This window comes from bacterium, from assembly GCA_040755755.1.
Taxonomy (GTDB): Bacteria; SZUA-182; SZUA-182; order DTGQ01; family DTGQ01; genus DTGQ01.
The window spans coordinates 60,506-77,445 of sequence record JBFLZW010000079.1 but is presented as its reverse complement, the minus strand read 5'-3'; the positions used below and the strand labels follow the sequence as shown (position 1 = coordinate 77,445).

At 51.9% G+C, this 16,940-nt stretch carries 12 protein-coding genes; 4 read left to right on the top strand and 8 right to left on the bottom strand.

Features of this window, described 5'->3' with window-relative positions:
* On the top strand, window positions 1–583 hold a 583-nt coding region (locus tag AB1611_21210; protein ID MEW6382102.1), incomplete at its 5' end, for a hypothetical protein.
* Between the two features lie 85 nt (window positions 584–668).
* On the opposite strand, the gene AB1611_21205 is transcribed toward AB1611_21210, so the two are convergent.
* Together AB1611_21205 and AB1611_21200 are read right to left on the bottom strand one after the other, a co-directional pair.
* Window positions 669–2,723 (bottom strand): tetratricopeptide repeat protein, encoded by a 2,055-nt coding sequence (locus AB1611_21205; GenBank protein ID MEW6382101.1) that lies wholly within the window; start codon window positions 2,721–2,723, stop codon window positions 669–671.
* Window positions 2,724–2,742: 19 nt separating this feature from the next.
* Window positions 2,743–3,519 (bottom strand): CpsB/CapC family capsule biosynthesis tyrosine phosphatase, encoded by a 777-nt coding sequence (locus AB1611_21200; GenBank protein ID MEW6382100.1) that lies wholly within the window; start codon window positions 3,517–3,519, stop codon window positions 2,743–2,745.
* Between the two features lie 267 nt (window positions 3,520–3,786).
* Between AB1611_21200 and AB1611_21195 the strand changes: the two genes are divergently transcribed.
* On the top strand, window positions 3,787–5,256 hold the full coding sequence (locus AB1611_21195; GenBank protein MEW6382099.1) for a DUF4139 domain-containing protein: 1,470 nt from the start codon (window positions 3,787–3,789) through the stop codon (window positions 5,254–5,256).
* A gap of 222 nt (window positions 5,257–5,478) precedes the next feature.
* Window positions 5,479–6,690, top strand: coding sequence for an outer membrane beta-barrel protein (locus AB1611_21190; protein ID MEW6382098.1), 1,212 nt, complete (start codon window positions 5,479–5,481; stop codon window positions 6,688–6,690).
* A gap of 42 nt (window positions 6,691–6,732) precedes the next feature.
* Here AB1611_21190 and AB1611_21185 read toward each other — a convergent pair whose 3' ends face one another.
* Window positions 6,733–7,956: a formate/nitrite family transporter gene (locus tag AB1611_21185; protein ID MEW6382097.1), complete on the bottom strand. Its 1,224-nt coding sequence runs from the start codon at window positions 7,954–7,956 to the stop codon at window positions 6,733–6,735.
* A gap of 750 nt (window positions 7,957–8,706) precedes the next feature.
* On the opposite strand from AB1611_21185, the gene AB1611_21180 reads away from it, so the two are divergent.
* Window positions 8,707–11,973, top strand: a complete 3,267-nt coding sequence (locus AB1611_21180; GenBank protein MEW6382096.1) for a PQQ-binding-like beta-propeller repeat protein — start codon at window positions 8,707–8,709, stop codon at window positions 11,971–11,973.
* A gap of 149 nt (window positions 11,974–12,122) precedes the next feature.
* Here AB1611_21180 and AB1611_21175 read toward each other — a convergent pair whose 3' ends face one another.
* The 5 genes from AB1611_21175 to AB1611_21155 form a co-directional block, all read right to left on the bottom strand.
* Window positions 12,123–12,806, bottom strand: coding sequence for a hypothetical protein (locus AB1611_21175; protein MEW6382095.1), 684 nt, complete (start codon window positions 12,804–12,806; stop codon window positions 12,123–12,125).
* Window positions 12,807–13,068: 262 nt separating this feature from the next.
* Window positions 13,069–13,506, bottom strand: coding sequence for a hypothetical protein (locus tag AB1611_21170; protein ID MEW6382094.1), 438 nt, complete (start codon window positions 13,504–13,506; stop codon window positions 13,069–13,071).
* Between the two features lie 228 nt (window positions 13,507–13,734).
* The gene (locus AB1611_21165; protein MEW6382093.1) at window positions 13,735–14,364 is read right to left on the bottom strand and encodes a hypothetical protein; all 630 of its coding nucleotides are present in this window, start codon (window positions 14,362–14,364) and stop codon (window positions 13,735–13,737) included.
* 741 nt (window positions 14,365–15,105) lie between these two features.
* Window positions 15,106–15,705, bottom strand: coding sequence for a hypothetical protein (locus AB1611_21160; GenBank protein ID MEW6382092.1), 600 nt, complete (start codon window positions 15,703–15,705; stop codon window positions 15,106–15,108).
* Between the two features lie 72 nt (window positions 15,706–15,777).
* Window positions 15,778–16,940, bottom strand: a 1,163-nt coding sequence (locus tag AB1611_21155) for a hypothetical protein (GenBank protein ID MEW6382091.1), incomplete at its 5' end; no start/stop codon positions are given.

Below are 16,940 nucleotides of genomic sequence, written 5' to 3'. Positions count from 1 at the left end.
TGGCGGGCTGTATGGCAGCATGTATGGCCTGTATGGTGGCGGGCTGTATGGCCTGTACGGTGGCGGGCTGTATGGCAGCCTGTATGGCCTTGGCGGCCTGTATGGCAGTATGTACGGACTGGGTGGTGGCCTCTATGGCCTGTACGGCCTTGGCGGGCTCTATGGCCTTGGCGGGCTGTATGGCGGACTGGGTGGCTTGAGCCTGAGATACGGTCTTGCCGAACAAGCTGGAACATGGTCAGGTACCTGGTCCGGTTCCACAAAGACGGTAGCCTATGTCACAGGGCCTATGACGTTGAATCTTGTTGTAGATCCGGTATTAACAACCACTGTTACCGGTTATGTACAGATGCTGGGTAACCCGAACCTTGGAGTCCTGGTACCGGTAACTGGAGAGATACTCAACACCCAGATCATTCTTTCCGGTTCCGCTATCGGAATTGGCAGCCAGACCATTCAGCTTGACCTGGTTTGCACACTTACCTCTCCCACTGAAATGACCGGTACTTATACGCAGATCAATAGCACCACGGTTATCGGGACAGGTTCATTTGCAGCTACCTTATTACCGCCGGTAATTTGATAGCTCTGCTTGAGATAACTGATATTGCTTTTTGTCCCTTCTCCCTGGATTAGAGGGGAGAAGGGACAATTTTTTTACCGGCTTTTCATCCGCCGAGCGAGAGGATAACCGACCGGACGAATTCAGCCCTGGGGTTTTGGGGATCGAGCCGCAGGAACTCGCGGTAGTGCTCGATCGCTTTCGGATAGTCCTGGAGGCGATGGTAGAGCCCGGCCAGGCTGAGGTGGATATCTGCCGGACTGACCATCATCCTGCTTGCAGATGAAGCCTCTTCTGCGGCCAGCCGGAGCGCCTCCCGGTAATTGACCAGGGCCTGGGAACAGTCTCCCAGAAGCTCCTGAGTTATGCCCAGATAGAAGTAGCCTTGCGGATCCCGGGGTGAAACCGCGATTGCCCGGCGGTACTGCTCAGCCGCCTTTTGATACCCTTCACTGGTGCCGAAGCATAAGTAGAGCTTGCCCAGGGAGAAGTAAGCGGGAACGAAGGCCGGGTCTTTCCGGGTGATGGAGGTGAAGACCTCTTCCGCAGCCCTGAATTGATTGGTCTTGATGTAGGCGACTCCGAGATTGTGCTCGATCCGCAGGGACTGATCCAGTTCGTTGCTCCACATCCTGGCCTGCCATAAGTAGGTAATGGCTTCCTGGGCATTTCCTTCATCGAGCAGGGCGCTGCCCATTCCCAATAATGCCTGAGCGAACGAGGGCTCCTGTCGGATAGCCTGGAGAAACAGGGCCTTGGCCTGCTTGAGGTTCTTTTCTCTCTCCTGAGCATCCCGGCTCTTTTGGGCTTCGGTCATATAGGTATTGGCCAGAAAAGTGGCCGCCCAGTAATTGCCGGGATCCTTGGCCAGGGCATCTTCCCACAGGGTGCGGTCAGTGCGCCAGACGCGGTTTCTGGTCAGGGTCAGTGATCCGTAGAGTACAACCATGCCCGCCACCGCAAGGATAATGGCGGTCTGGAGCAGTCGCCTCCCCCTCTCCCGTAACCGCACCCGCCTGCTTACAGCAAAGGCTACAAGCCCGATCGCCAGACCATAGCCTACCGAAGGCAGGTACATATAGCGGTCTGCCATCTGGGTGCTGGTGGGGACAAGATTGGCTACCGGCGCAAGGGTGATCAGGAACCAGCAGCCGGGAAAGGCCAGAGACCTGTTCCGCCGCCACAGAAAGACGAGCCCTCCCAGAAAGAGCAGCAGAAGAGCTGCGGCCAAAAGCGAGGAGAGGGTGAAAAGGTCCGACAGTTTGCTCACGGGAAATACGTAGCGGCTGGACAGGCCGAGGGGAAGAAGCAGCTTTCCAAGATAGAGGACCAGGATTTTCCCGGTCAAAAGCACGGAGAGCGCAAAGCTGTTGCCCACATAATGCATGACTTCCGCGCTCTGCGCCCGGTAGGTAACTGCGGCCAGAAGAGCGGCGAGAAGGAAAAAGGGAAGGATCGCCCGCCACCGGAACGGCTTCTCTTCCCGGCGAAAGCACAGCTCGTGCAGTACGAGAATCAGGGGGAGCATGACGGTCACCGGCTTACTGAGTAAAGCCAGACATGCCGCCGCCAGGGATAGTGCATACCAGGACCATTGTGCTCTTCCCCGATGCCGCATGTCCCGGAACCGGCTGAACCGGCTGTACCCGTACAGGGAAAGAAAGAAGAACAGGGCGGACAGAACATCTTTCCGCGCCGATATCCAGACCACGGATTCCACATGGATGGTATGCACGGCAAAGATGGCCGCTGTGGTCAAAGCCACCGAATAGGTCTGGTACCACTCGAAGATCAGGAGAAAAATCAGAATGGTACTGGCAAGGTGGAGTAGAATGTTCACCATCCGGTAGCCTTCGGGCCGGAATTTCCAGAAATGATAGTCTATCTGGTAGGAAAGGATATGGAGCGGAGAATAATTTTTAAAGTAGGGCTTGGTCAGGATGGCTTTGATATTCGGCCAGGAGATGGTGTGGATATAAGGATTATCCATGAGATAGTGATGGTCATCCCACTGGAGCAGGGAGTTTTTCAGGGAATTGGCATAACAGAAACTGCCCAGAACCACCAGAAGCACAATGGTCAGGATGAGCCGTCCGGATGACAGTTGCCCGGAAGGAGGATGAGCGGATGAAGGTATTGCGGTTATGGGTGATGGTTCCATGTATCTGCCGATCGTATACTTAACCGAATATCCGCTGGAAAAAGGACCGTTTGGGTTTTTCCGGCTCCTTCAGATCAGGGAGATCATTTCCCTGGACAATAGCCTCGGGATTTGCGGTCACCAGAGCACGTGCCTCCGCTTCACCGATAATCCTGCCGGCCGCCTCTACGGAAGCGGAAAGAATGGGAGGCCGGACCCTGGATGAGTGGGCATCCGTGGCTATGACATGCACCAGGTTATGCTTGAGTAACTTATGGCAGCAGTCCTCTGCCCGTGGTCCGAACTCTCCGGTCAGGCTGAGGGAAGTAATCTGGATCAGCATGCCCTGCATTACCAGTTCGTAAATCAGGTCGATGTCGGTTTGCAGGATCGAATTTCGCTCCGGATGGGTGAGGATAGGGGTAATCCCCTGCAGGACCAGCTCGAAGACCATATTTTTGAGGTTCGGAGGAACCAGTTGATGGGGCAGTTCCACCAGCATGTACCGCTGGTTGTCGTTGATCGTCGTGACCTGACCCTCTTCGATCAGCTTCAGGAGGTTCGGGTTGACATGGACGTCCGCACCCGGCAAGATCTCAAGTGGGATGTGTTCCGCGGCCAGAAGACCATTCAATTCTCCCACGGCCTGTTTGATAGCCGAAGTCTCGTTGACATACACACCATTCATGGTATGGGGAGTAGCCACGATCTTTCTGATTCCGTCTGCCGCTGCACAGGAGCACATGCGGAGAGATTCTTCCGTATCCTTTGCTCCGTCATCCAGACCGGGCAGGATATGACAATGCAAATCGATCATAATGGTTTCAGAACCCTGGCTCGATAAATGAATTCCCTGTTCATTTGATTAGGTGAAACTTCATCTCCGGTACGATTCCAATAGAGTGAGATGATTATACCCGTAAATGGCAATAATGGCAAGAGGAAGAGAGGAGGTTTTCCAGCTTGCTGCGGCAAAGAATTTTTTTTAAAAAGTCAGACTTTGTGATATAGTAGGAAGAGTATAAAATCGAATTAATTTTTCTGACCAGCAGAGAAAACGTATCCACGGGGAGGAGAGAAATCGATGAACCATCAAACCAGGACAGGATTTGCCTTCGGCCTGTTATCCTTCATTATTCTCATCTTGGCGTATCCGCAATCAGGGTATCCGAAAAGCCCGCTCACCCGGAGCACCGGGGAAAACAGGTCCTCGCTGGCACTGACCATTTACAACCGGAATTACGGCCTGATCAGGGAGGAGCGGACCATTGCGCTTTCCTCCGAAGAGAGGCAGGAAATCCTGTTCATGGATGTGCCTGCCCAGATCGAGCCGGAGACCGTATTTATCGATACCCGAAACCAGGAAATCAAAATCCTGGAACAGAAGTTTGAATATGATCTGATTACTCAGGAGAACCTGCTGAAGCAGTATGTGGGAAAGCAGCTCGGGATTCTGGAAGTAAATCCCAGGACAGGTGATAAGAACCTGCTGGAAGCGGAATTGGTGAGCTTCAATAATAATCAGCCGATTTACCGGATAAAGGGAGAGATTTACCTGGGATATCCGGCTGGCACCGCGGTATTGCCCCAGGTTCCTGAGCACATGGTGGAGCGTCCGACTCTGCGGTGGCTGGTGAAAAATCCGCACAAAAGGGCGCAGGAAAAACCGTTTGCCGTATCCTACCTGTCGCGCGGCTTGAACTGGACGGCCAATTACGTTTTACGGCTCGATCAGAAGGCGGCATCAGGGGTCCTCTTCAGTTGGGTAACTATCGACAACCAGAGCGGCATCACCTTTCCTGAAGCAAGGATCAAGCTGGTGGCCGGAGAAGTGCAGCGTCCGGAAGAAGTCAAATACGGCGTCAGGCGGATGAAAATGGCTGCCGAAAGTCTCGATACAGAAGCTGCTGCCCAGGCCCCTTTCAGGGAGGAGGCATTTGCCGAATACCATATGTATACGCTCGACCGGCCGTCAACCCTGAAAGATCAGCAGACAACCCAGATTTCGTTTATCGAGGCCGCGCAAATTCCCATTCACAAGGAGTATATCTTTCCCGGAGAGGGAATCTTTCAGCGAAGCCAGCGGGACTTGCGGGAGCCGCCGCCAAGACCTGCCCAGGTATATGTAAAGCTGGAAAACAAGAAAGCGAATCACCTTGGCCTTCCTCTTCCCCAGGGGGCAATCAAGGTCTATCAGGCTGACAGCGGTGGGTATTTTGAGTTCACCGGCGAGGACCGCATCAAGGATACGCCGGTTGACGAGACTGTGCGGATCCGGATCGGCAGCGCCTTCGACGTGGTGGGAGTACACAGGCAAATGGAGTGGCAGAAGGTGGCCGCTCAGGTGTATGAGAGCAGTTGGCAGGTTGACTTGCGAAACCGGCGGGACGAGAAGGTTGTGGTTCAGGTGATCGAGCCGGTGCAGGGTGAGTGGAGGGTTCTGAGCAGCTCTCATCCCCATGAACGATTGGATGCTTACAAAATCGGCTTTTCCGTGCCCGTGCCAGCCAGGGGAGAGGCAAAGCTGACCTACCGGGTCAGAGTGGAGTTTTAAAAAGGCAGGAGTCAGGAGTCAGGAGTCAGGAGTCAGGAGAGAGTGGTCAGTGATCAGTGGTCAGTGGTCAGGAAAAAGCAAGTTTTCAGTAGTCAGTGAGCAGTGAATCGGAGCCGGGAGAGCAGAGTATTTATTCTGACTCCTGACTCCTGACTCCTGACTTCTTTTCCCCTTATAGCCATTCACGGGTAATTCCATATCGAATATTAAGGAGTTTGCTGGATGACCAAAGGTAATAAATTTGGATTAAAGGGCATGTGGTGGCGGAGAGCGCCTGTTCTGATTGTTTTTCTGTTACTTTTTTCAGCCCCGGAATCCTGGGCGGTTGGCAACATTCATTTGGGTCAGATGGAAATCCATCCCGGCTTTCTGACGAGGCGAACCTATTACAAGATGGTTGATGTGGACAATCCTAACCGCGGCAGTGATTGGGTGACAGCTTATTCCCCCGGCCTCAAGGTGGAATGGCCAATCCGTCAGCATACGATCAATGGTGACTGGTTATTAAACTTCATTCGCTACCATGACCATGATGCATGGAATTATCGGGGACGGCAGCTTTCCACCAGGGGGAATTTTCTGTTTGGACAGGGAGGCAGACAGCTCACTCTTGACCTTGGCCATGTTCAGAACAGGAGTGATGAGCCTGCCGAACTGACGGAATCCCGCCGCATGCGCACGGAAAACAGATGGACTTCCAAATTGGGAATCAACCTTAACGATAATCTCAGGTTGGATCTCTCATATAACCTCAATACCTATCGATACAAGGATGACTCCAGCAGTCTGAATAACAGCATCAACAGTCTGGACAACCGGGATGAAGATCATTATGAGACTTCGATCAACGTCCGGATTAAACCAAAGACGGTTGCCTTTGTCTCTGGCCACTATTATCAGAGTGATTATCGGGATGACAGGAGAGATTCCGATGATTCCGAAACCTGGACCGTAGGACCGGGGCTGCGCTGGGATGCAACGGCCAAGCTCTCCGGCCAGATCAGGGCCGGATTCTCCTGGAAGAAATATCGGGAGAGAGACAGTATCGATACGGCAGTGGCTATGGTTGATCTCACCCATCGGGCATCTGACCGTACCAGGTTTGCATTTGGACTTGAAAGGGGTCAGCGGGAGTATTCCTGGTCCGAAGAAGAATTCAATAGATATACCCTGAATCAGGTCAGAATCTCTTTGGATCATCAACTGACCTACAAGGTGAAGGTTCTCTCAGGATTTACCTATGAGTTCGATAAGTACCAACATCCCCGCAGGGATTCGATCTATGCCTGGCATCTCGGTCTGAGATATCAGATCCAGGAGTGGCTGGCTACGGACTTCAAGTACGAGAACAGGCATCGAGAATCCGGAGGGGATCAACCGGCAACGGACTACGACAACAATATCTTCTCCCTTTCCCTCGGCCTGGTACTGTAATTGTAACTGCTGATCACTGACCACTCTCCCCTGACTTCTGACTCAGATTATTGGATTTTTCAGTATATCCCTGACGGATACAAAACCGACCTGCTGTCCCTCTCTGGTCACCAGCAGGTGTCGGATCTGGTGTTTGGCCATAGTACGGTAAACCTCATAGGCGGATGCCCTGATGTCCACCGAGATCAGGGGAGTGCTCATGACCTGATCTACGGTCACTGCCGCCGGGTCCCTGCCGGCCGCTATGACCTTATGAACAATGTCCTTTTCACTGAGAATACCTAAAGCTTTTCCGGTCTCGCCTACCAGAACACTGCCGGAGGCATGCTCTCCCATGACCCTGGCAGCTTCGGCAATCGAAGTATGGGGTGCGACCGTGGGCGGTCCGCCGGTCATACAGCGCCGGACAGGTTCAGCCGCCGAGCCTCTCAGGTATACGAACCAGTAGATGGCGGCTACCAGCAGGCTCCCGCCAATGATATTGCCGATAGTAACGGGAAGAAGATTATTCAGGAGAAAGCCGGATATGGTCAGTCTCGAAAGGTCCAGAGGAACTGCACCGAGCATGGTTTGTGCCCTGGCCACGATTACCGGATTATGTTTGACCAGAAGACCTGCCGGAATGAAATACATATTGGCTACCGAGTGCTCGAATCCCAGAGTGACAAAAGCCATGACCGGAAAGATAATGGCCAGGATTTTATCAGTTACGGACCGGCCGCTGAAACAGAGCCAGACAGCCAGACAGACCAGCATATTACACAGAATTCCCCGGGAAAATGTCTGACAAAGGCTTAAGTTCACCTTTTCATTGGCAATCAGGAGCGTTTTGGCTCCTACCGCCGCCCCTCCCGCCATCCAGTGGCCGCTCAGGAAGATCAGGAGCACGATGGTCAGCGAGCCGATAAGGTTGCCGGTAAAGACAATGCCCCAATTGCGAAAAAGCTGACTCAGGCTGACCTTGCGGCTGACGTAGGCCATGACGATCAGATTATTTCCCGTGAACAGCTCCGCTCCGGCAACGACTACCAGAATCAGGCCGAGACAGAACACCAGACCGCCAATGAGTTTGGTCAGCCCTAAGCTCAGGGTGGAGTCGTGAATCACGTAAATATACAGCGCCGATCCAAAACCGATAAAGGCTCCAGCCATTTTGGCCAGGACAAGAGTTGAAAAAAAATCCATGCTGCCTTTGGTGACCCCGGCCTTTTCCACCCGTGCAGCCATCTGCTTTGGGGCATAGGCATCGATATCAAACTGTTCCATGTCCAGGACTCCCCCTTCTGGTGAAAGTTGCAGCCTTACTTACCGGTATTGCCTTCCGGTAATTACTTGCTTGCGTATTCCTTAATTAATAATACCATCGGCGGCAACCGTCCGCTACTTCAGGCACAAATTATAGAGTTCTTTTCCATTATCTCCCGCCCTGGCAAAATCTGCCTTCCAGCTCATACCTTCATTTGTCCGATCGTGCGGCCACGCCTCTACAGGTCTATTGAACTCGCCAAGCGGGAGGTCAGCCCCGCAGATTTATAAAAAAACACTATAAGGTAATAATTCCGCAGATTTGATTGACCCTGGTCCTCAATTTTGGTTATCATATGCATAGTAATGGAAATTGGATAGGCTTACCATCCTCAAGATAGGTAAGTTACTTTGCGGGAGTTCCCTCCGTACTCAGCCGGTTGGCTCGGCAATGTCGGTTAGCGGCACCCATGCCGACAGGAGAGCGGCAAAGACAACTGGCTGGATTCTTGCAATAATTATTAAGGGGGAAATGTATCAGACTTTGACTGATAATTTTGACAATTACTATGGCAACTCAATATGACAACTTGATGGGAACAGCTTATGTACCTTTACCGGGACTTTCGGGGAGGTGATTACCGGATCGCAGACAAGAGGTATGGTAATGGACTTGATGAATAGCGTATCTCAAGTAAATTAATCACCGGGATTGCAGGAATTACCAGGTTAGCATGACTCACCATGCGTAATTAGAGAAGGAAAGGGTTTATGAGAAGTTATTGCAGGTTAAAGGGAATTTTATTTTTTATAACCACGGCTGTGGTATTCACGCTGGCTGTAGCCGCAATGGGAACTGCTTTTGCCCAGGGAATGGCCGAAAGTGCCTGGCCATGCCGGGGGTACAATTCAGGCCGCACTGGCCAGAGCCCTTATCTTGGAGCCCAGACCGGCACCCTGAAATGGAGATACCAGACTGCGGATAAGATCTACTCCTCGCCGGTCATAGGCATGGACGGCACAGTCTATATCGCAGGACTGGACAGTAAACTGTATGCCCTGAAACCGGAGAGCGGCGGTCTGCTCTGGAAATATCAGGCCACAGATAAAATTTATGCCTCACCGGCTATCGGAGCGGACGGTACGATTTATGTGGGAAGCTACGATGGCATAGTCCATGCCGTAAAACCGGATGGCAGCAAGAAGTGGGACAGCCCGACCGGATATCAAACCGAGTCCTCACCGGTCATCGGGCAGGACGGCACGATTTATATCGGAAATCATGATGGAAAAATTTATGCCCTCGCTCCTCAGGATGGTACGGTTCTCTGGGCCAGTCAGACTGCCCCCCTCTACCTGTATTCCTCGCCGGCTCTCGGACCGGATGGCACAATCTATGCAGCAGGCGCTGATGGCAGGCTCTACGCCTTCAGGCCTGATGGAAGCCTGCGCTGGAATTATCCAGTCAGCGAAAATGGCACGCCATCCTCCCTGGTCGGCTTGGCTGTAGGAACCAACAATACGATTTACATCGCAAGTGAGGACGGTGCAGTATATGCCCTGGAAGTTAAAGGCGATAATCCTATCCTGAAATGGACATTCCGAACCCGTGACCAGGTTCATTCATCGCCAGCCATAGGAAGTGATGGCATAGTCTATATCGGAAGCCATGACAGCAAGGTTTATGCCATAAAGCCGGATGGCAGGCTGAAGTGGAGTTACCAGACTGGTGGTGCTGTTTATTCTTCTCCGGCCCTGGGAGTTGATGGCACAATCTACATCGGAAGCCTCGACGGCCGGATTTATGCACTGAGACCCGATAGCAGCCTGGTCTGGAGCTACCGGACCAGAGGTCAGATCTATTCCTCGCCAGCCATTGGTGCTGACAGCACCCTCTATATTGCAAGTTATGATTACCGGATCTACGCTTTTGGTGCAGCAGGATGCCGGGATAATGACCAGTGCACAGGAGATGGAGATTTCTGCCAGAGGAAAATCGGGGATTGCACTGGACAGGGAGTCTGCTCAAGCTCACCCAGGACTCCATGTCCGGATGTATCCGATCCGGTCTGTGGGTGTGACGGCCAGACCTATGGTAACTGGTGCCTGGCTGCTGCAAATTTGGTGAGCATAGCCCATACCGGAGCATGCGGAGAGCAGCATGAGGAAGTCTGCGATGGCCAGGATAATGATTTAGACGGCCAGGTGGACGAGAATTTGACAAGGCCCTGCGATACTGCCTGTGGTGCTGGATTGGAAACCTGCCAGAGCGGCCAGTGGGTCGGGTGCACTGCACCGCAGCCCCAGAGTGAGATCTGTGATGGGAATGACAATGACTGTGATGGCCAGGTAGACGAGAATTTGACAAGGCCCTGCGATACTGCCTGTGGTGCTGGATTGGAAACCTGCCAGAGCGGCCAGTGGGTCGGGTGCACTGCACCGCAGCCTGAGGCCGAGATCTGCGATGGGAAGGATAATGATTGTGACAACCAGACGGATGAAGGCCTGACCAGGCCCTGTAGCAATGGTCAGGGAGTAGAAACCTGTCAGAGCGGCCAGTGGATCGGGTGCACTGCACCGCAGCCCGAAGATGAGATCTGTGATGGGAAGGACAATGACCTGGACGGTCAGACGGATGAAGACCTGACAAGGCCCTGCTTAACTGCCTGTGGTGCTGGATTGGAAACCTGTCAGAGCGGCCAGTGGATCGGGTGCACTGCACCGCAGCCCGAAGATGAGATCTGTGATGGGAAGGACAATGACTGTGATGGTCAGACGGATGAAGGCCTGATCAGGCTCTGCTCGACTGCTTGTGGTACTGGAACAGAAACCTGTCAGAGCGGCCAGTGGGTCGGGTGTAATGCACCACAGTCCGAGGCTGAAGTCTGCGATGGGAAGGACAATGACTGTGATGGTCAGACGGATGAAGGCCTGACCAGGCCCTGTGGCAATGGTCAGGGAACAGAAACCTGTCAGAGCGGTCAGTGGGTGGGGTGCAATGCACCGCAGCCCGAGGCCGAGATCTGTGATGGGAAGGATAATGACCTGGACGGTCAGACGGATGAAGGCCTGACCAGGCCCTGCTCGACTGTCTGTGGAAGCGGAATGGAAACCTGCCAGAGCGGCCAGTGGGTCGGCTGCACTGCACCGCAGCCTCAGAATGAGGTCTGCGATGGGAAGGACAATGACTGTGATGGTCAGACGGACGAAGGTATCGCCATGAATACCTACTATACGGATAGCGATGGAGACGGCTATGGCGATGCTTCCTCAAGCATTCAGGCATGCTCGGCAGCTCCTGACGGCTATGTTGCCAACAGCACCGATTGTAACGATGCAGACCGGAACGTTCATCCCACCGCTCCTGAAATTCCCTGTAATGGCCAGGATGATAATTGTCAGGGAGGGGACAGCACAGCCGTTTGCAGTTCGCAGGGACAGGTGGAAAACGAGACAGGTCAACTGGATATCCAGGGGACTCCAGGTAAGGCAGGACAGGATATTCTGATTCCGGTAAGGATCCAGTCAGCACCGAATGCTGTCCATACCTTTGGCTTTGACGTCATTTATAACCCGGAAAGCTTGACCTATACCGGAAGCTTCGAGCCGGGGAATCTGGCAGGCTCTTTCCCGACCTTTGATGTCAAGCTTCTTTGCCCCGGCAGGATCAGGATAAGCGGATCATCTCCTGCAGGAGGCGTCCTCAAAGGAGCAAGCGGCTATCTGGTCAGGTTGAAATTCAGGACTGCGGGCGGCCAGGAAAATCAGGGCTATTTCCTGCAACTGGAAAATCTTGGAGATGATATCGGCTGGTTCTCTGCAACCGGCGGCATTTTGAGTATTCCCCCTCAGTGCAACGGAGATATTGATGGTGACGGAACAGTTACCATGAAGGATGCCGGGATTATCTTTAATTGCTACCTGGGTAATGGCACGTGTCCTGAGTGTGCCGATGTTAACCAGGATGGGAAGGTAAGCCCGGAAGATGTGTCCTGTCTGACAGCAAAGTTTTTTGGTCAGCCCTCGTGCCTGGATTAAACGGTTAAGGCCGGGAAAATATTCGGGAACAGGGCTGCTCAATTCCAGCTATTCCCAAAAAACAAGCAGGGTCTGTCGTAAAGACAGACCCTGTTGTGTTATCGAGCACGATCATAAAACACAGCGGTATGCGCTGGTTCCTGACCTCATCAAATAATCGCCGTCGGAGTCAAAAGAGGAGGAACAGGAGCAGGGGGAGTCGTTGTCGGTACCGGCGGCACCGGAGGAATAAAGGTTGTCGGCACCGGAGGTACCGGGGGAACCGCAGCCAGGGTAGCTGTGGGAACAACCGGGACAGGAGGCACGGGAGGAACAGGAGGAATGACCGTGGGGGCAGTTACCGGTGCGGATGGCAGGGAGGAGAATTTGGGCAGGGATTTCAGGTAGAGCGCATTGGCAAGGGGTACATACGTGCTGAGCCAGAGGCTGCTGGTCGGCGCCAGGTTGGCATAATTGGGAGGCAGGGCGATAGGGCCGAGGGTTAAATAGCTCGGCGGCCAGAGATTGATTCCGTAGAGAGGATCGTAATAGGCCATGCCAGCCGGAGTGTTGTACAAAAGCCAGGGATAAAGTCTTGCCGGATCCCAGGTCAAACCAGGCTGCACGGGAAGTACCGTAGATGGAGCCAGGTTAGTCACTATCGGAGTGGGAAATCCGGTTATTGCACTAATGGGTGACAGAGCGGGCGACCATAGGGGCCAGAGAGTATTGTATGGCGGCAAGGCTGCCCAGTTAGCACCGGATCCTCCGGGAACGGCCTGAACTGCTGATGATAGGGCCAGGGCTGCAATGAATATGGTGAAGAACAATACTCCTGCTGGTAATCTTTTCATGCTGGGTTTTGAAAACATAGCTATTTTTTTCTCCTTCAGGAAATATGAAAAAATTGTTGATATAAAGATTGTCATTTACCAAGATGTTGAATATCTGTCCTTGTTTCGAATAAAAACTTCACCTCCTCCAGGGTAATCGTTCAGTCCTCCCTTGTCATCCGGTTCCCGTCGGTTAAAATGGCACAAATGCCGAAATTCCAGAAAAGGAGAGAGGAGTGAATGCTTGCGTACAGGCCGCGGATTTACCGCGCTGAGCTTCATGCTATATGGCAATGGAAACAGGCAGGGCTGGAGCCGGAACCGGGGCATACGTCAGGCCCACCAGACTCAAGGGAGTATAGGTGATGAGTGGTGCCAGCGGATTAGTGACCAGCAGACTGGCCGGTACCGTCGCTGCAATCGAAACCGTGGGAATGAGCGAGGTTACGCCGACCCCGCCAACGGTAGCAGCCGGTGCTGTGGGCAGGACGGGTGCGGGAAAGAGAGATGCAGTGGTCAGGGGGGCATGGGCATAGCGACCGAAATCAGTCGCAGGAGCGGCAAGGGGCAGTGGCGGAGGAAGAAATGGACAATAGGCAAATGGGCAAAAGAACAGGTTGGGAAAACTGGAAAAGGGACTTACCTGAGCCTGAGCTGACGGGATGAGCATTATTGCCGTCAAGATAATGATAAATAGAAGAAATTGACAGAAATTTTTCATACCTGATCTCCTTTATTTTTTTCGAAAAAGTTACTTATTATCAAGTGCTGGTGGTGTAATTTCTTGATTTGGTAAGGACAGATGGACACTCACAAACCTCGGACCGGATGCTTTTGCAGCACCGGTCCGGGCTTTGTGTTGTTCCTGCTGTTTTTCCGTAAATGCAATCCCCCAAAAATGGAGGTCCTTTTCCCTGAATCCGGAATTACAATAAGAAGTATATCCCTTTTAAGGAACAAGGGGTCCTAATCCCAGAATGAGAGCCGGAGTCAACAGTGATTGCAATGGAGGCGGCGGATTCAGAAGTGCGGCAAAGATCGGATAACTGGCCAGGGTTCCTCCCTGCAGGATCTCATAGGCGACAGCATAGGCCGGATAGGCAGCAATAAAGGCATTGTTGGCTACCGGCACATTGTTGGTCAGCCAGCTTTGCGCTGTTGGCAGAAGAAGGCTCCAGCCTTTGATCAGGGAAAGGTTGATCGGAGCGGGAAGTCCGGTAATAGGATCTTTCAGGTAGGATGGAGGCCAGGTATCAATACCATAGAGGGGATCGTAATAAGCCATACCCAGCGGAGTGTTGTACAGCAGCCAGGGATAGGTCTTGCGGGGATCCCAGGTCAGACCGGGCTGTACCGGCAATACCGTACTCGGCTTCAGATTGCTGACAATCGGCGTGGGGAGTCCGGTCAGAGGGTTAGTCGGCGAAAGAGGCGGAGACCATAACGGCCATAGCGTATTATACGGTGGAAGGTTGATCCAGTTTGCTGCCAGGGTAGCAGGCGTATAGAGCAATCCAAATCCCAGAGTTATTGCCAATGCAAATACAAAGATGCTGGAGATGCGGTTCTTGCGGTACATAATTTGTAATTCTCCTTATTTTCTTCCCTTAACCCAATATACAATGCATTTAAAACTTGAATGACTTACTCTTTGGATCACCAGACATGGAATGAATGCACCTTATCTGAATACTGTATCACCTCCCTTCCTTCAAGGATATTTTCTGTATGATAGACCGCTTGGCAGAGTACATGGTCAAATTCATTGATTCTGGTAACGTCATGAGATTTTTCAGCAGACATTCCCCATTCTTATCGGGGCTGCCCTCCTGAGTGATTGTCCATGTCTCCAATCGATGAGACACCCCTCCAGGTGTACTCCTGCAGATTGGTTTATGGTTTCTCACGAGGGGGAGTATCCGGTTTTTCGTGCAGAATAATTCGAATTTGCCTTTTCCCTTGCTTCCATTTCTTGTTATAGCATATCCAGTGCCATGTTTTAATTTTTACCATAAGATACTGTTGTTTCTGTTCATCACGAAGGAAAAGAAGCCGTTTGGGGAAGTGCCCATACTCACTGGGGCGGTAAATACGTCTATTTTTAAGACGCAAGCATTCGAGGATCGTCTATTTTCAATCCACTGATCGTCTGCTTGCCTGAACAGCTCACTCTGCTGGACATTTTAACTCGGCAATGACACATTATCCATCCTCACTATCGCTCCTCCTGGGATAGCCGGGTTGTCCTGGAGAAATAAAAAAAGGCAGAGCCACGAGTGACTCTGCCCCTTGTATACACACACTAATACAGTGTGATAAATTAACCCTTCCAACCCCTTTTCCTGAATCCGACAATCACAAGCCCGAAGCTCAGAAGAACCATAGTGCTTGATCCTGCTATTGGTACAGGAGGAGGGGGATCAACAGGAGGGGGCGGATCAACAGGCGGAGGAGGGGGATTATGAACAGGAATATCGGCTGTCGTGTTGATAGTATATCCATCAGATTCATAAAACAATCCATAAAATAACCCATCGTAAGGTCCCTGGACTTGGAGATTACCCATACCGGCAGCAAGGCTCGTGAATGAAAGGGTTGCCAGGAGGACATCGTCATCAGAAATACTCCCCCAACCACTGACATTAAATGGATTGAGAGGGTCTGAAGCATCGGAGAAACCGGATTGAATGGCATAGCCATTATAGTGAAAAATGGCTCCCGGTATAACATTAAAACCGAAGGCCAAGAGATCTTGACCGATGCTGTCACCATCTGCCCAAACCTCTACGGTAAAGTTATCTCCTGGTCTGATGTCACCATCAGGCACGTTTAAACCCACGGTCGGTATTGCCTGGATTGGTATTACGGCAGAAAAGATAAGAATTATTGCTAAGGATAAGATTAACCATACTTTCTTCATTACTCCAGCTCCCTGCTAATATGTTATTTTTTAGATTATCATCTATCCAATCGACAGCTATCATAAAGCAGGTTACAAGGTAAAATCCTTGTAATATCCATACCATATCCGATAATCATTGAAGGTGATACATCCATCCATATCGTAATCAGCTTCATCGATAAAACCGGTATCGCCGGTGTGTTTACGAAGTGCCCCCATTATAATGACCCGATCATCAGGACTAACGTCTCCATCACCGTCTACGTCACCAGGAATAACCTCAATAAATAACGTCCAGTCGAATACGTTGCATTGGCTATCACTATTCGATCCTACAGCCACAACGGAACCGTCTGATTTTAGCCCTATGGTACGGTAATCTTTCGCAGCAATCTGAAAGATATCAGTCCAACTGCCGGTATTGCCTTGGCCATAGCTATTGGATCCCACAGCCACAAGAGAACCGCCTGATCTGAGCCCTGCGGTATGGTAATCTCCCGCAGCAATCTGAATGATACCGGTCCAACTGCTGGTATTGCATTGGCCATAGGTATTTGATCCCACAGCCACGACAGAACCGTCTGATTTTAGCCCTACGGTATGAGTCCCACCAGCAGCAATCTGAATGATATCAGTCCAACTGGCTGTATTGCATTGGCCATAGGTATTGGATCCCACAGCCACGACAGAACCATCTGACCTTAGCCCCACAGTATGGTAATCTCCCGCAGCAATCTGAATGATATCGGTCCAACTGGCTGTATTGCATTGGTCATTGATATTGGATCCCACAGCCGCAACAGAACCATCTGACTTTAGCCCTACAGTATGAGTCCCTCCCGCAGCAACCTGGATGATATCGGTCCAACTGGCTGTATTGCATTGGCCATTGGTATTTGATCCCACAGCCACGACAGAACCATCTGACGTTAACCCTGCGGTATGATAATCTCCCGCAGCGACCTGAACGATATCAGTCCAACTGGCTGTATTACATTGGCCATAGCTATTGGATCCCACAGCCACGACAGAACCATCTGACTTTAGCCCTACGGTATGAGTCCCTCCCGCAGCAACCTGGATGATATCAGTCCAACTGGCTGTATTGCATTGGCCATTGGTATTTGATCCCACAGCCACGACAGAACCATCTGACCTTAGCCCCACAGTATGGTAATCTCCCGCAGCAACCTGAACGATATCGGTCCAACTGGCTGTATTGCATTGGCCATTGGTATTCGATCCCACAGCCA